This window comes from Ancylobacter oerskovii, from assembly GCF_018390555.1.
GTDB classification, from domain to species: domain Bacteria; phylum Pseudomonadota; class Alphaproteobacteria; order Rhizobiales; family Xanthobacteraceae; genus Ancylobacter; species Ancylobacter oerskovii.
Genome location: NZ_JAHBGB010000003.1, coordinates 1 through 13,955, shown reverse-complemented (window position 1 = coordinate 13,955; position 13,955 = coordinate 1). Strand labels below are relative to the sequence as shown.

At 65.2% G+C, this 13,955-nt stretch carries 16 protein-coding genes; 11 read left to right on the top strand and 5 right to left on the bottom strand.

Annotated elements, in window-relative coordinates; genetic code table 11:
• The first annotated feature begins 3 nt into the window (after positions 1-3).
• From KHC19_RS04825 to KHC19_RS04815, 3 genes are all read left to right on the top strand, one after another.
• Complete coding sequence (locus tag KHC19_RS04825) at positions 4-495, top strand: hypothetical protein (RefSeq protein WP_213351097.1); 492 nt, start codon at positions 4-6, stop codon at positions 493-495.
• A gap of 25 nt (positions 496-520) precedes the next feature.
• Positions 521-1,273, top strand: coding sequence for an SDR family oxidoreductase (locus KHC19_RS04820; protein ID WP_213351095.1), 753 nt, complete (start codon positions 521-523; stop codon positions 1,271-1,273).
• A 62-nt stretch (positions 1,274-1,335) separates the two neighbouring features.
• Positions 1,336-2,031 (top strand): type 1 glutamine amidotransferase domain-containing protein, encoded by a 696-nt coding sequence (locus tag KHC19_RS04815; protein ID WP_213351093.1) that lies wholly within the window; start codon positions 1,336-1,338, stop codon positions 2,029-2,031.
• 253 nt (positions 2,032-2,284) lie between these two features.
• Here KHC19_RS04815 and KHC19_RS04810 read toward each other — a convergent pair whose 3' ends face one another.
• Positions 2,285-3,217, bottom strand: a complete 933-nt coding sequence (locus KHC19_RS04810) for a LysR family transcriptional regulator (protein WP_213351091.1) — start codon at positions 3,215-3,217, stop codon at positions 2,285-2,287.
• Between the two features lie 133 nt (positions 3,218-3,350).
• Between KHC19_RS04810 and KHC19_RS04805 the strand changes: the two genes are divergently transcribed.
• Positions 3,351-4,067, top strand: a complete 717-nt coding sequence (locus KHC19_RS04805) for an SDR family oxidoreductase (protein WP_213351089.1) — start codon at positions 3,351-3,353, stop codon at positions 4,065-4,067.
• Positions 4,068-4,742: 675 nt separating this feature from the next.
• Here KHC19_RS04805 and KHC19_RS04800 read toward each other — a convergent pair.
• Positions 4,743-5,633 carry a LysR family transcriptional regulator gene (locus KHC19_RS04800; RefSeq protein ID WP_213351087.1) on the bottom strand — a complete coding sequence of 297 codons (891 nt, stop codon included), beginning with the start codon at positions 5,631-5,633 and terminating at the stop codon, positions 4,743-4,745.
• A 96-nt stretch (positions 5,634-5,729) separates the two neighbouring features.
• Between KHC19_RS04800 and KHC19_RS04795 the strand changes: the two genes are divergently transcribed.
• The 3 genes from KHC19_RS04795 to KHC19_RS04785 all read left to right on the top strand — a co-directional run bounded on the left by KHC19_RS04795 (position 5,730) and on the right by KHC19_RS04785 (position 7,886).
• Positions 5,730-6,788, top strand: a complete 1,059-nt coding sequence (locus tag KHC19_RS04795; protein WP_213351085.1) for an aldo/keto reductase — start codon at positions 5,730-5,732, stop codon at positions 6,786-6,788.
• 96 nt (positions 6,789-6,884) lie between these two features.
• Positions 6,885-7,436: a nuclear transport factor 2 family protein gene (locus KHC19_RS04790; RefSeq protein ID WP_213351083.1), complete on the top strand. Its 552-nt coding sequence runs from the start codon at positions 6,885-6,887 to the stop codon at positions 7,434-7,436.
• Positions 7,437-7,550: 114 nt separating this feature from the next.
• A complete protein-coding gene (locus KHC19_RS04785; protein ID WP_213351082.1) occupies positions 7,551-7,886 on the top strand; it encodes an Atu4866 domain-containing protein in 336 nt (111 codons plus the stop codon).
• Positions 7,887-7,924: 38 nt separating this feature from the next.
• On the opposite strand, the gene KHC19_RS04780 is transcribed toward KHC19_RS04785, so the two are convergent.
• Complete coding sequence (locus KHC19_RS04780; RefSeq protein WP_213351080.1) at positions 7,925-8,824, bottom strand: LysR family transcriptional regulator; 900 nt, start codon at positions 8,822-8,824, stop codon at positions 7,925-7,927.
• Positions 8,825-8,919: 95 nt separating this feature from the next.
• Between KHC19_RS04780 and KHC19_RS04775 the strand changes: the two genes are divergently transcribed.
• Both KHC19_RS04775 and KHC19_RS04770 read left to right on the top strand, forming a co-directional pair.
• The gene (locus KHC19_RS04775) at positions 8,920-9,753 is read left to right on the top strand and encodes an SDR family oxidoreductase (RefSeq protein WP_213351190.1); all 834 of its coding nucleotides are present in this window, start codon (positions 8,920-8,922) and stop codon (positions 9,751-9,753) included.
• A 52-nt stretch (positions 9,754-9,805) separates the two neighbouring features.
• Positions 9,806-10,300: a lipocalin-like domain-containing protein gene (locus tag KHC19_RS04770; RefSeq protein ID WP_213351079.1), complete on the top strand. Its 495-nt coding sequence runs from the start codon at positions 9,806-9,808 to the stop codon at positions 10,298-10,300.
• A gap of 71 nt (positions 10,301-10,371) precedes the next feature.
• Here the strand turns inward: KHC19_RS04770 and KHC19_RS04765 are convergent, their stop codons facing one another.
• Complete coding sequence (locus tag KHC19_RS04765) at positions 10,372-11,304, bottom strand: LysR family transcriptional regulator (protein WP_213351077.1); 933 nt, start codon at positions 11,302-11,304, stop codon at positions 10,372-10,374.
• 170 nt (positions 11,305-11,474) lie between these two features.
• Between KHC19_RS04765 and KHC19_RS04760 the strand changes: the two genes are divergently transcribed.
• A complete protein-coding gene (locus KHC19_RS04760; RefSeq protein ID WP_213351188.1) occupies positions 11,475-12,467 on the top strand; it encodes an MBL fold metallo-hydrolase in 993 nt (330 codons plus the stop codon).
• 23 nt (positions 12,468-12,490) lie between these two features.
• Positions 12,491-13,591 carry an aldo/keto reductase gene (locus KHC19_RS04755; RefSeq protein WP_213351075.1) on the top strand — a complete coding sequence of 367 codons (1,101 nt, stop codon included), beginning with the start codon at positions 12,491-12,493 and terminating at the stop codon, positions 13,589-13,591.
• A gap of 57 nt (positions 13,592-13,648) precedes the next feature.
• On the opposite strand, the gene KHC19_RS04750 is transcribed toward KHC19_RS04755, so the two are convergent.
• Positions 13,649-13,955 (bottom strand): hypothetical protein (locus tag KHC19_RS04750; protein WP_213351073.1); only part of this gene is annotated, 307 nt, incomplete at its 5' end.

Sequence of the window (13,955 nt, the reverse complement as noted above, 5' to 3'; positions counted from 1 at the left end):
AACGTGCTCGAAGACCCCTTCGCCTCCCTGTCTTTCATCGCCGGGCCGGCCATCCTGACCAACGCCAGCGCTATCCTCCAGAACCGCGCCACGACGCGCTACAACCTGGCCATCAGCCACTGGCGCGAAACCCGCGCGGCTCTTGAAACCGATCGGCACAGCCTCTCGATCCGCTACGTGAACCCCACCGAGGCCCTTCATCTGATCCGTCGGCGCGTCTGGCTGCAGCTGAAATGCCTTGGGCTGCTCAACGCCGCCGTCGCCCTCTTTGCGGGTACCACGCTGCTCGGCCTGGCCGGCGCCCTGATGCTCCGCATCCGCAACGGCCCGGCGGACCTGCTGATGACCGGGATGTTCGTCTCGGCCGGTCTGGGCCTCGCCGCCCTTCTGGCTGCGACCCTCGCCCTCTTCATCGAGAGCGCCTCCAGCGGCGCCCTGCTGCGCCTTGATCGCGAGCACGGCGAGGCCGCGCTCCGCAACACCAAGATTGGCTAACCCTCACTCTCAAAGGACGAAGACCATGACCACTCTCTCCATCGTGACCGGCGGCAGCCGTGGCCTCGGCCGCAACACCGCTCTCAACATCGCCCGCCATGGCGGCGATGTGATCCTGACCTACCGCAGCCGCGCCGACGAGGCGCAAGCGGTGGTCGCCGAGATCGAAGCCATGGGCCGCCGCGCTGTCGCCCTCCAGCTCGACACCGGTGACGTCTCGGGCTTTGGCGCTTTCGCAGGCCAGGTGCGCGACGCGCTGACGTCCCTGGGCCGCGACCGCTTCGACCATCTGGTCAACAACGCCGGACACGGCGAGATGGCCGGCTTCGCCGAGACGACCGAGGCACAGTTCGACCTCCTCTTCAATGTGCATGTGAAGGGCGTCTACTTCCTGACCCAGGCGCTGCTGCCGATGCTGGCCGATGGCGGCCGGATCGTGAACTTCTCGTCCGGCCTCACCCGCGTCTCCTACCCCGGCTTCTCGGCCTATTCGGCCGCCAAGGGCGCTGTCGAGATCATGACGCTCTACATGGCCAAGGAACTGGGCGGCCGAGGCATCACCGCCAATGTCGTCGCACCCGGGGCCATCGCCACCGATTTCCTCGGCGGCGCCGTGCGGGACACCCCAGCCTATAATGACGCCTTCGCCGCGATGATCGCGCTCGGCCGGGTCGGCCTTCCCGACGATATCGGTCCGGCCGTGGCCAGCCTGCTCGGGCCCGACAACCGCTGGATCACCGCCCAGCGCATCGAGGTCTCCGGCGGCCAGAACATCTGATCCCCCAGTTCCTGACCCGACGGGCGGGCGCCGAGCGTCCGCCCCTTCAAGGAAACACAACCATGAAGTCCATCCTCATCGTCCTGTCCGCCGCCGATCACTGGACCCGCGCGGACGGTTCGCTCTACGAGACCGGCGTCTGGGCGGAGGAGTTCATTGTCATCGACGAAGCCTTCCATCAGGCCGGCTTCCGGGTCGATCTGGCGACGCCCGGCGGGGTGACGCCGACCATCGACGCGCTCAGCCTGTCGCCCGATCTGATTGGCGAGGACACCGCCGGTCGTTACCGGGGCTACCTCGACCTGAACGCCGGCCGCCTGACATCGCCTTTCGTCCTCGCCGACATCGATCCGCTGGCCTATGACGCCATCGTCATTCCCGGCGGCCACGGTCCGGTCGAGGATCTGTGGAAGGACGCCGACATGGGCCGGGTCCTGGTGGAAGCAGACCGCGCGGGCAAGCTGATCGGTTCGGTGTGCCATGGCCCCGTCGCCCTTCTTGCGGCCAATGAGGATGGTCGCTGGCCGTTCGAGGGTCGCCGTATGACCGCTTTCACCGATGAGGAAGAGATCGAGTTCGGCACGGCCGAGAATGCGCCCTGGCTCCTCGCCCGGAACCTGCGGGAGCGTGGTGCGGTGTTCGATCAGGGTTCGAACTGGGGCGTTTTTGTCATTGAGGACGGCAACTTGATCACTGGGCAAAATCCGGCCTCCAGTGCGGCCGTCGCGAAGGCGGTCATCACGGCGCTGGAATCTTAGACTTTGCGTCCGATTGCTTTTCTGGACGGGTCAATACGGGACCGCCCCCAGGCACCGACAAGGCGCGTCGCCTTCCCTGGTCATCGATCGTCTGTCGGCTGTCTCAATAGCTTTAATGCCGGGCGATCCGCGGGTGGCCCGCGTTCCGCGGAGCGGTCTCACCCGACCAGGTCAAGTCTCGCGCTTGCGGCTCACGCCCCGCAGTCATCCCCGGCATTTCTTCGAGGCCGACGTCGAGGTTACGCCAGGCAATTCAGGGCTCCGCGCCGCTCGCGTCGCCTCTCTGCGCCGGCCAATGGCAGATCGACATGATGGTGTTCCGCAGCCAACGGTGCGCGAGGTCGGCCTCCATGCGGGGATGCCACATCGCCGAGACGACGATTTCGGGTGTTGCGACCGGAAGCTCGAAGCTGGCACAGCCGTTCATGAGCGACGGGTCGCCAAGGCACGAGCGGGGTACAAGGGCGACCAGGTCGGTGTGACGGGCGATGCGCACGGCATCGGGAAAACCCGGCATGACAGCGACGATGTCCCGCCGAAGCCCCAGCGCCGCCAGGGCCTCGTCGACCGGCCCTTTAGAACCGCCCTTGCGCGAGACCACGACATGCCCAGCCGCGGCATAGCGTTCCGGCGTCACCGACATAGACAATAGCGGGTGCCCTGCCCGCACCACGGCGAGGAAGCGGTCGCGGAAGAGCAGACAGGTCCGCACTTCGGGGGCGAAATCGCCCAGCACCCCGATCTCGATGTCGATCGCGCCTTCCCGCAGAGGCCCGGCGTCCTTCGCGGGCTTCGGCACGAAGCGTAGCCGTGCACGCGGCGCCGCTTCCAGGATGGCAGTGACCAGAGGGGCGGAGAACAGCCGGACAAAACCTTCATTGGCCCGAATGGTGAAGGTCCGGTCGAGCGTCGCGAGTTCAAGCCGATCATCCGGCGGGCGAAGAACCTCCTGCACCTCCCGATTGAGCGTGTGCACCCGATCACGCAGCGCCACCGCGCGCGGCGTCGGCACGAGTCCGCGACCGGCGCGCACGAGCAGCGGATCGCCGGTCGCGGCCCGCAGCCGCGCCAGTGTCCGGCTCATGGCGGAGGCACTCAGGCCGAGGCGCCGCGCCGCGCGGGTCACGCTCCCCTCGGCGAGGAGAGCGTCCAGGGCGGGAAGCAGGTTGAGATCGGCGGCATCCATCGTCCGACTTTAGACCGTCGGGCGGATCAGACATAGCGTCTGGCACAACAATAGTTTGCATTCTATGTGCCTGGTACATTGCCTCCGTCGCTCGCATCTTCGCCGTGGATATCGAAGAGAAAGGCACCCTCCAATGACCCCGATTGATCCCAGCCAGGCGACAGGCACCGTGCTTCTCGTCGGCGCGTCGCGTGGCCTCGGCCATGCCATGGCAGCTGAGTTCGTGGCACGAGGCTGGACCGTCATCGGCACCGTGCGCGGCACCGACCGGACCCCTCTGCACGATCTGGCGCAGGCCCATCCCGGCCGCGTCGAGATCGAGCCGCTCGACATAACCCAACCGCACGAGATCGCCGCCCTGCGGCAGCGCCTTACCGGGCGCGGCATCGACATTCTGTTCGTGAATGCCGGCACGGCCAACGCCGATCAGGACGAAACCATCGCCGAAGTTACGACCGAGGAATTCATTCGCGTGATGGTCACCAACGCGCTGAGCCCGATGCGCGTCGTCGAAGCCTTGCAGGATGTCGTGTCGCCGGCCGGGATGATCGGCGTCATGTCATCGGGGCAGGGCAGCGTCGCCAACAACGTCAAAGGCGGCCACGAGGTCTATCGCGGCTCCAAGGCGGCATTGAATCAGTACATGCGGAGCTTTGCCGCCCGCCATGCCAGGGAACCCCGCGCCTTGGTCCTGATGGCGCCGGGCTGGATCCGCACCGGACTGGGCGGCCCCGACGCCCCCTTCACGATGGAAGAGACCGTGCCGCAGATCGTGTCGACGCTCCTCGCGCAGCAGGGCCGGCCCGGTCTCCGCTACCTCGACCGCGAGGGACATCCCGTCCCATGGTAAGTTCCGTTCCACGAGGGCGATGGCCCCCGAACGGTCGGCCCGGCAAGCAAATCGTCACGCGAAGTCGGCGCTTAGCTGCGAAACAATGCCCGGAGGTCGCCAAGACAGCCGCGAGCATTATGGTGACAACTGGCGGAGGATCAGACGCGCACCATGCGGGCAACCCTTGCTGCCCGTATTGTGCCGCTCAGCGAGATCGCGGATCTGTCTTCCGGTACGCGGCTTGAAAGACTGGGATAATGCGTGGCGCCGCTTTGGCGGCGGCACCAACCTGGCGATCCTTCCGACCGCGCTTTTCGCTCGCCACACGGTCATGGATCACCATCCAATTCATCCGGCCGTCGAGAACCAATGGTCGCTCCCAAGCTGAAGGGTCAGAATCCAGCCAGAACATTCGGCTCACCACACCGGCGGACTGTTGAGCACACCTATCGCCCCGTCGCTGAGGCAAGGCGAAGTGTGCAACTCGTGGAAGCTCCGTTTTTTCATTCCGGTCGATGCCACTGGCCCCAGCATCCTCGCAAAGCTGCTCGACACCTTCCCGGTGGCACGCCCGACCAATTGGCAGTTTACATCGGACCCTGGGGCCGCGGGCAGCTTGTCGCGATAAGCCGTTCTCCAACAGTCCCGACACTCGCCGCAATGGGCCAGAGCCGTCCTCGGCAGAGCCCTGCGCTATCGGCACCGCTTTACGTGGTCGACCAGAGCCCGCAGCTTGGGGGCGAGATTTCGCCGGTTGGGAAAGTAGAGGAAGAAGCCCGCGAAGGGCGGGCAGTAGTCTTCGAGGAGAGGCACCAACTGGCCGGAGGCGACATAGGGCCTAAAGGTCTCTTCCATGCCGAAGGTTATCCCTCCCCCCGCGCAGGCGATGCGGATCATCAGCCACATGTCATTGGTAGTGATCTCGGGATTGACGGCGACGTCGTATTCACGCCCTTCTTCGCCGAATTCCCAACGGTAAGGCGCCGTCTGCGGCGCAGGACGCCAGCCGATGCAGCGATGCTGCGCCAGATCGGACGGATGCGAAGGCCTGCCGAACCGCTCGATGTAAGCAGGTGCGGCGACCACGGTCTGGCGCTGCTCGCCCGAGACGGGAATAGCGATCATGTCCTGGTCGATCACCTCGCCAAGCCGCACCCCGGCATCAAAGCCCTCCGCCACGATGTCGAACTCCTCATCGGTGACGGTCACATCGATCTGAACGGCCGGATAGGCGTCGGCGAAGCCGGCCAGCAGCGGTCCTGAGATGAACCGTTCCGCGATCGAGGACACCGCCAGCCGCAAAAGGCCGCTCGGCGCCATGTCCCTATCCGCTGCGGCGTCCAGGGCCAGGCCGACCTCGGCGATGGCCGGCGCCACGCGCTGGAAAAGCTGCTCGCCGGCCTCGGTGAGGTTGACGCTTCGCGTCGTGCGCTGGACGAGCGCGACGCCGAGGCGATCTTCGAGCCGACGGATGGCTTGGCTTACCGCCGGCCGCGTCACGCCCAGATGCGCGGCGGCCGCGCGGAAGCTCCGCATCTCCGCGACGGCCAGAAAGACAGAGATTCCCGTGAGATCAATAGCCATTGGTAATGTGAAATTACCAGCGTAGTCACGATTGGGCAAGTTGTCCGCTCGGCTGCCGGCCCCTAGTTTTCACCCAGTGAATGAGGGCGCTGACCAATGAGACTCGCTGATTACCGGTTGCTGGGTCGCTCGGGCTTGCGTGTTTCGCCGTTGAGCCTCGGCACCATGACGTTCGGATCGGACTGGGGGTGGGGCGCGGACAGCAACGAGGCGCTCCGCATCTTCGATCTCTACATCGATCATGGCGGCAATTTCATCGATACCGCGGTGAACTATACCAACGGAGCGGCTGAACGCTTCCTTGGAGAATTCATCGGCGACAAGCGGGAGCGGCTCGTCCTCGCCACGAAGTTCACCATGGCCCGCGACCCCGGCAACCCGAATGCAGGCGGCAACCATCGCCTCAACATGGTGCGGTCCGTCGAGCAAAGCCTCAGGCAGCTCGCCACCGACCGGATCGATCTCCTCTACCTCCATGCCTGGGACATGACGACCCGGGCTGATGAAGTGATGCGGGCGCTCGACGACCTCGTCCGGTCCGGCAAGGTCCTCTATCTCGGCATCTGCAATACGCCCGCCTGGCGGATCGCCGAGATGCAGACCCTCGCCGACCTGCGGGGATGGTCGCCCTTCGTCGCGCTCCAGATCGAATACAGCCTGGTGGAGCGCACCGTCGAGCATGAACTCATGCCGATGGCCGCAGCGATGGGGCTCGGCGTGCTCCCATGGTCGCCGCTGGGCGGCGGCGTGCTGGCCGGCAAATACACCAAGGCAGACGTTCAGGATTCACGCGAGGCTGCGGTGTCTGCCAGCCGCAAGGGCGTCATCGCCTCGTCAGGGCATCTCACCGAGCGCTCGATCGAGATCGCGCAGGAGGTTCGTGCGGTGGCCGAGGAAGTGGGAGCGACGCCGTCCCAGATCGCGCTGGCCTGGACGCTCGCGAACCCGACGGTCGTGTCGCCCATCATGGGCGCCCGCACCCTCGCCCAGGCACAGGAGAATCTGGGCGCCTTGGACGTCGCTCTGTCGGCGGAACAGCTCGATCGTCTGAACCGAGTCAGCGAACCCGATCCGATCTTCCCGGCCCGCTTCGTGGAACGTCCCCTGGTTCAGCAACTCATCTTCGGCGGAGCTTCCGTGGCGCGCCGCAGCTGATGTCGGAGGAGAGCGACATGCAACTCTCCGGCTTCTGACCGGCCGCAACGAGACAAGACGTACGGCCCCCCGCATGCCAACGAAAGGAACGATCCCATGACCCTCTTTTCATTGAGCTCCCGCCTTGTCGGCGCGGGCTACAGGCTGCTCATCGCATCGGCATTCCTGGCCGTCATCGCTCCGGCGCATTCCGAGATCACGGCATCCGACCCGGCCGCGGAGACCCATGACACGGCCGTCGAACGACGGAACAAGGCCATCGTCCACGATGCTTTCGAGAAATGGCGCGGAGGCACTTATGTCTTCGGCGCGCTTCTCGCCCCCGATGTCGTCTGGACGATCCACGGTTCCGGCCCGGTCGCCGGCACGTATCGCAGCCAGGAAGACTTCGTCGAACGGGCATCGCGCCCCCTGACCAGCCGTCTCGACACCCCGATCGTGCCGGAGGTGCGCGGCATCTATGCCGTGGGAGACACGGTCCTCATCCGCTTCGACGGCTCGGCCACGACGACCTCGGGCGCCCCCTATCGCAATCGGTTCATCTGGATGCTGCGGATGAAGGACGGGCTGGTCGTCGAGGCCGAGGCGTTTCTCGATCTCGTTGCCTATCAGCGCGTCGTCGAGAACAACGAGCCGCGCCCGCAATAGCCGAGAAGCGGTCTGCGCCGCGCACCACGCGCGGGGCGGCCAACCTCAAAACCCTCGCAGCGCCAGTTCGGCCTTCGCGGCCGACAGCCCCCGTCGATGTTGAGGAGCCCGTTTATGCGACAAGCATTCGCCGTCCTGATGACCGCCACACTCTTGAGCCAGTCCTTACAAGCCGAGGAGCCCGCATTGCAGCCTAACCATCTCTATAGCGGCATGTGGGTGACCGACGATGGTCGCGTTCGCCACGAGCTTCTGCCCACCGGTCGCTATGTCGAGGCGCGCGGCACACGCGAGCGCGCCTATGGAGGCCGTTATGAAGTGACCGGCACGCATATCGACTATTGGGACGACGCCGGCTTCACCGCCGATGGCGACTTCGTGGATCTCAATACCCTGCATCACGGCGGGATGGTGTTGCGCCGTCGGGCGGGTCAAGCGGCAACGCCGTGACGTCCTACGAGCGGCGGACCGACGCGCTCTCGCGGGTGTCACCCCTTCCTGTCCCACTGCTTCAGCAGGTCGATGAAGGCCCGGAGCGGCGACGGTACGTGCCGACTGCGCGGGTAATAGAGCGCCAGACCCGGTGTCGGCGGGCACCAGTCGTCAAGAACGGTCACAAGCCGGCCGGATGTCAGAAACGGCGTGGCGAAGGGCTCGGGAACATAGGCGATGCCGTGCCCGGCCGCCGCTGCCTGCACGAGAAGATCATTGTCGTCGAGGGTGAGATTGCCCGGCACGTCGACCGCGATCTCGGCGCCGCGTCTGGCAAATTCCCAGCGATAGCGCTTCCCGCTGGGAAGACGTTGACGGATGCAGCGATGCGCCTGCAGGTCGTCAGGCGTCGTCGGTGTTGCGCGGCCCTCCAGATAGGACGGCGCGGCCACGGCGATGAAACGCACGTCGCCCCCGAACCTCACCGCGACCATGTCGCGCGGCACCGCCTCCAGCAGGCGCACGCCGGCATCGAAACCCTGTTCCACGATATCGACGAGGCGCCCCTCCGACACCAGATCGAGCTCGACATCGGGATAGAGATCGAGAAATCGCGGCACGACGTCCGCGAGCAGGATGCGGGCACCGCTCTTGTTCGCATTGATCCGCAGCGTGCCGCTGGGAGTGCCGCGCTCTTCCGAAAGAGTATCGAGCGCCTGGTCGAGATCCTGAAGAACCGGGTCGAGGCGTGCGAGCAGACTTGCGCCGGCCTGGGTCAGCGACACGCTGCGCGTCGTTCGGTTGAACAGCCGGACGCCCAGCTTTCCCTCCAAACCGATGATGGCGTGGCTGAGGGCGGACCGCGAAACGCCCATGACATCGGCGGCCCGGCGGAAGCTCCGGTGGCTGGACACGGCTGCAAAAGCGGCCAGGTCGTTCAGGCTCGGACGGGCCATTCGTGACTGATCTTCACCACATCATCCCATTCTGGCGATCTTATATCACCAATATCCACGATCTACATCTGGAGGCGCACGAACGAGGAGCTCGCATGCCAAAGACATGGTTCATTACCGGCGCCACTTCGGGACTCGGCCTTGAGATGGCGCAACAGCTGCTGGCCGACGGTCACATGGTGATCGCGACAGCCCGCCGCCCGGAAGCGCTGGCACGGCTCAGGCAGGATCACTCGAGCCGTCTGGATATCGTCCAACTCGATCTGGCAGAGCCGGGCAGCATTGCCTCGGTTGTCGAGGGTGCTTTCGAGCGGCATGAAAAGATAGACGTGATCGTCAGCAATGCGGGCTACGGCCTGTTCGGGGCTGCGGAAGAGCTCACCACGGCGCAGATCGACCGGCAGATCGCCACCAACCTTGCCGGGTCTATCCATCTGATCCGTGCCGCACTGCCCTTTCTTCGGAGGCAAGGCGGCGGACGGATCGTCCAGGTTTCCTCCGAAGGCGGGCAGATCGCCTATCCGGGCTTCAGCCTCTACCACGCGACCAAATGGGGCATCGAGGGATTCGTCGAATCCGTCGCACAGGAAGTGGCGCCTTTCGGCATCGACTTCATCATCGCCGAGCCGGGGCCGACGGGCACGAAGTTCGGCGCCAACCTCGACCGTGCCGAACCCTTGGCGGCCTACGAGGACACCCCCGCCGACGCCGTTCGCCGCGCGATCAACGACGGACGTTTCGCGATCAAGGGCGACGCGGCGCGGACAGTGGCCGCAATTCTCTCGGCGGCGCAGAGCGCCGCGCCGCCGCTGCGGCTGACGCTGGGCAGCACGGCCTATTCTTCGATCTCAACGGCGCTTGTCGCACGCCTGTCTGCCCTCGAAGCGCAGCGGGCAACGGCCCATTCCGCGGATCGGCAGGATCTGTGAGACGCGGCCGCGGTCTGGACACGCAGACCTCATGAAGAGGAAAGGAAACAACATGCCTATTCGGCCGGTTGTCTTAGCTCTCGCCTTGAGCATCTCGTCTTCTGCCTTCGCGCAGACCGCCGCACAGAACCAGGTGGTGGGCACATGGCGCATGGTGTCGGCGACGATTGACCCCGGCGGTAAGAATATCGCCGCCTATGGAGAGAAGCCCAACGGTCTTCTTGTCTTCACTCCCGACATGCATTTCGTTGAAGTTCTTACCGACGCCGACGTCCCGCGGTTTGCGTCCAATGCTCGGGGTGAGGGAACGGATGATGAAAACCGCAGGGCCATGTCGCGCGGTATCGGGTTCTTTGGAACCTACACCGTTGATGAAACAGGCGAATTCAGCGGAAACCGCGTGGAAGGGGCGACATTTCCGAACTGGGTGGGCAGCGTCCGCACCCGCGACGACCTCACGCTGGTCGTTGCCGGCGACCGCATGACCGAACGCTTCCGACGACCGGAAGGGACCGAGATCAGGATCGAATTGCAGCACGTCGAATGAGGCTCGAAAGGTGGGCGGTGTGGGCAAGGTCCCGATCTTGCTCCCGCTGTGTTTGACATGGTTGCGACCGGCTACGGCAAGATGCTGAGCTGCCGGTCTGCCGCTCGGGCTTCCCAGTCGTAGGCCCTCACGTAGTCGAGAAAGGCGCGCATGGTAGCGCTCGGGAGGCGTCGGCTCGGATAGTACAGAAACCAGTGCGGCAATGTCGGGCTCCACTCGGAGAGGAGCTCGACGAGCCCGCCATTCCGGATATGGGGCTTGGCATAGTCGTCGAAGACATGCGCTATTCCCCTGCCGGCCACCGCCGCCTGGAGCTCATTGTGCGCCGAGCTCACCATCAGGCGGCCCGTGGGAGTGATCTCCATCTCTTCGTTTCCGTCGGCAAACCGCCAGGTGACCAAAGTGCCCCCGGGAAACCGGCGCTTTATGCAGTTGTGACGGACGAGATCGAGCGGCGACTGCGGTCGGCCGTGCTTTTCGATGTAGCCCGGTGAAGCGACGATCGCATAGCGAAGCGCGGGGCCGAGCGGGAGCGCGATCATGTCCTGCGCTAGCTGCTTGCCGAATCGGACGCCGGCATCGAAGCCCTGTTCCACGATGTCGATGACTGCCGCATCGCTGATGATTTCAATGTTCACCTCGCGATAGGCCTCCATGAAATCGAAGGCCAGCGGGCAGAGAACATGATCGACCGCCGGCGCCGGGGCGTTGATCCGCAGCGTCCCGGACGGCGTGTCCCGCAGCTCGTCGACTTCCGCGACCGCGAGCCGGATATCGCTCAATGCGGGAGCCAAACGTTCGAGGAGGCGCTGTCCGGCTTCCGTGGGCGACACGCTCCTCGTCGTGCGATTGAGCAGCCGGATGCCGAGGGTCTCTTCGAGCGCGTTCATCGTCTGGCTCAGGGCCGATGACGACACGCCGCGCTCGAGCGCCGCCGCGCGGAAACCGCCACAGCGGACGATCGAGGCGAACGCATCGAAGCTGTCGAGCCGGATTGGGGTCATTGAGAAGTAAATCTAATCAAGCTGATCATGATTGCGCGTCTTATCGGTTCAATAGCCCTGTGCGACGGTTGCCGCAAGGGTAATTGCCGCGCCCGGCTTGCTCCTGTCCCCGGCCCCCTGCGGCCGCGACGCCGGAACGAGCGCATGCGCCCAAGCGAAAGGGAAGACCGATGACTGCCTTCACCCTCAACCGACGCGCCATCATGCTCTCCGCCGTCGCGGGCGCATCGAGCGCGGTCGTCCCGGCCATTGGCGGATCCAGCAGAGCGAGCGCCCAGGCCGCGCCCTCCCCGCGCGGCAATTCCGGCTGCTACCGCTTCCATGTCGGCGACATAAGGGCGACCGTCCTGAGCGACGGCGTCATTGGCGGCCCGCCGCGTGTCTATGCGAGCGACGCGCCCGAGGAGGAGCTTCAGGAGGTACTACGGCGCACCTTTCTTCCCGCCGACCACATGACGCTCAATCTCAACACGCTGCTGATCGAAACCGGCGGGCGGCGGATCCTGATCGAAGCGGGCGCGGGCAAGACGATGGGGCCGAACGGCGGCCGCCTCTTTGAAAATCTGGCGGCGATCGGGCTTGGTCCTGCCGATATTGACCTGATCGTCATCTCGCACACCCATCCCGATCATGTGGGCAATCTGAGAACGGCCGACGGCGGCAAGGCCTTCCCGCGCGCCACGGTCTTCGTGCCGAAGGCGGACTGGGATTTCTTCGTCCGCACCGACCCGGACCTCTCCTACATGCCGGTCCCGCAGGATTTCCGCGTGCGTTTCGCGGCAGCCATCAAGAGCAGCCTCGCGCCGGTCATGAACGATGTCGAGCTTTATGAGGCCGGCGCGGAGATCGTGCCCGGCCTCACGACGATTGTCGCATCCGGCCACACGCCGGGCATGGCGGCGTTTCTCGTCCATTCCGGCGGCGACCAGCTGCTGCTGACGGCCGACCTCGCCTATCACCCGGTCGTCAACGTCGACAGGCCCTGGGTTCCGGGCCCCGACCGCGACAAGGAAGCGGCGCTCGCATCTCGCCGGCGCATCTTCGACCGGGTGGCGGCCGATCGCATACCCGTGCTTGGCTTCCACTTCCCGTTCCCCGGCCTTGGCCGGCTGCTCAAGACCGACGGCGCCTACGTCTGGGTGTCCGCCAATTGGCAGTTCTGACGCTCAGGACAGAGGAGGACCTCATGGAGCCGTCGAAGATCAACCGACGTCGCTTCCTCGGCACGCTGGGCGGGGCGGCGACGGGGCTCGGCCTCGCCTCCCAGGCGACGGCACACGCGCAGGTGACAGCACAGGCCCAGCAGACGGAGCCGGCTTCGCCCGCTTCGGGAGCCAATCGGGATGTACTGACCCGCACTTTGCCGCGCACCGGCGAGCAGCTCACGACGCTCGGCCTCGGCACCTTCCTGACCTTCGACCTGAAGCCCGGCATGAATCGCGACGCTCTCCGGCAGGTCTTCGAGCGATATGTCGCCGCGGGTGGCCGCGTCGTCGACACCTCGCCGCTCTATGGCTCGGCCGAGGTCAGCGTCGGTCAGTTCATGGGGGAGTATGCAGGATCGGACGGGATCTTTCTCGCCAACAAGGTCTGGGCCACCGGGGAATATCTCGGTGATGAAAGCCACGCCGAGGAAAGCTTGCGGCAGTCGCGGCTGCGCACCTGGCGCGACACGATCAATCTGATGCAATGCCACAGTATCACCAACGCGCCGGTCATCATCCCGCTGATGAAGGCCTGGAAGCGGGAGGGCCTGATCCGCCATGTGGGTGTGACCCACCACGAGTCGGCGGCGCAGGATCAGCTGACGGCCATCGTGGAACGCGAGGATGTGGACTTCGTCCAGACCAACTACTCGATCTTCAACCGCGCCGCCGAGCGCCGCCTGCTCCCGGCGGCCGCCGACAAGGGCGTCGGCGTGCTCATCAACCTGCCGCTTGAAAAGGCACGGCTGATGAAGGTGGTCGAGGGACGGCCATTGCCGGGCTTCGCGCAGGAATTCGGCGCGACCAGTTGGGCGCAGCTCTTCCTGAAATGGGTCATGGCGCATCCGGCCGTCACAACCGTGCTGTGTGGCACATCCAATCCCGACCACATGAACGACAATCTCCAGGCGATGACCGGAGCGCTTCCCGACGCGCGCATGCGCGCGCGCATGGTCGCGCACATGGAGACAATCCCCGGCTTCGGCTCCATCGGCACCATGCCTTGGTATCCCGGCAAGGAGAACATGTATGCCGGACTGATCCGCGAGGCGCAGGCCAACGCCATACGACGCCTGCAGTGATCGTTCGCGTCGCATCCGCACCACGTGCAATTCAAGAGCTGGAGATTGATCTTGCCCTCAAGCCGACGCTCCTTCTTGACCGCATTTCTGACGTTGCCGTTGATCCACGCCGCCAGGACCACGGCGTTCGCGCAAGCGGGTTCCGAACTCCCTTTGACCCCGGAATGTCGTGATGCAGAGGATCTGACACTGGAGCGGGAGGCCGGGCCGTTCTTCAGGCCGAACTCGCCGAGAAATCGGGAACTTCATGCAGACGCCCTCGACGGCGAACGGATAACGGTTGCCGGATTTGTCCTCGACTGACCTGAGACCCTGATCTTCCTCCAGATTTAGGTAGAGTCCGTCGATCATGGAGACGGACGAT